We start from the raw sequence: 859 nt of genomic DNA, 5'->3' as shown, positions 1-859 counted from the left end.
GTACCTCAACCGAGCCTACGGGCACCGTTGTTAGCATCAGTATCGTGGATGTCAATGGCGATAGTTATGGATTAAGTGCCACCGTCCTCGCTGATGGTTCATGGCAAGTAACAGCACCAAGCTTAACGGATGGCAGTTATACAGTAACCGCCAGTATTACCGATGCGGCAGGCAATACCGGCAGTGACACCGGCACTGGCAGTGTGGATACCTTAGATCCGTTGATCAGTATCAATAGCCTCGGTGCCATTAATGATGATACGCCGACACTCAGTGGCACCTCGTCAGAGCCAGCAGGAACTATTATAAATCTTGTTGTGACCGATAGTGTCGGGACCAGTACCACGCTTAGTGCAACGGTTAATACCAATGGTGAGTGGGCGGTCACCTCGCCAGTCCTCGGCGATGATGATTACACGGTGGTTGCGAGTGTCAGTGATGCAGCGGGCAACAGCAACAGTGCCACTGATACCTTTACACTTAACACCTTAGCGCCGAGTATTACCATCAACGCGATAGGTGAAACCAACGACACTACACCGACCATTAACGGCAGCAGTGATGCGCCAGATGGCAGTGTTGTCACTGTAGTGATAAATGATGGAATAAACCCCGCAGAGACAGTTCAAACCACCGTAACTGGCGGCACATGGAGTGTCACGGCCAGCAGTGATTTAGCGGAGGGTGACTTTAGTGTTACCGCCACCGTTGAAGATGGCGTGGGTAATCAAGGCACCGCCAGCGTCACTGGGATCATTGATACCACCATGCCGGATATCAGTATTAATCCGCCAGCCGACAGTAACGATACCACGCCTACCATCAGTGGCACCGCCAGTGCGCCACAGGGCAGCATAGT

Annotated in this window: 1 protein-coding gene; it reads left to right on the top strand. The window is 52.4% G+C overall.

Annotated features, from left to right (window positions below; genetic code table 11):
• On the top strand, positions 1 to 859 hold an 859-nt coding region (locus tag H5154_RS22900; RefSeq protein ID WP_182719750.1), incomplete at both ends, for an Ig-like domain-containing protein.

Source organism: Pseudoalteromonas sp. SR44-5, assembly GCF_014163675.1.
Lineage (GTDB): Bacteria > Pseudomonadota > Gammaproteobacteria > Enterobacterales > Alteromonadaceae > Pseudoalteromonas > Pseudoalteromonas rhizosphaerae.
This window is presented reverse-complemented; position numbering and strand designations above follow the sequence as displayed.